1 protein-coding gene is annotated in these 254 nt (G+C 43.3%); it reads right to left on the reverse strand.

Going from position 1 to position 254, the window contains the following annotated elements; genetic code table 11:
* Positions 1-133, reverse strand: a 133-nt coding sequence (locus AYW75_RS18705; protein ID WP_156490897.1) for a hypothetical protein, incomplete at its 3' end; no start/stop codon positions are given.
* Between the last annotated feature and the right edge of the window lie 121 nt (positions 134-254).

The following is a 254-nucleotide window of genomic DNA, read 5'->3' on the forward strand; positions in this document are numbered from 1 at the left end:
CGCCGATCACGACTTTCTTTGCATTCAGATATTGACCAAATGCCCGGCCGATACGATAAACCACGTCGTAGTTGAGCTCATGCTCGAGTTTTCCTCGAATATCATAAGCCTTAAAGCATGTTAGCTTTTTCATTCATTACCCTTATGTATTGTTGCGTTATTGATTAGCTTTACGGTCTGTTTGACAGGTTGGTGGGCTTTTCCGGGTAATGGTTTGTCACCAATAAAGGGAACCAGTTCCCTGTAAAGCTCAC

It is taken from the genome of Marinomonas atlantica, from assembly GCF_001639725.1.
Classification (GTDB): domain Bacteria; phylum Pseudomonadota; class Gammaproteobacteria; order Pseudomonadales; family Marinomonadaceae; genus Marinomonas; species Marinomonas atlantica.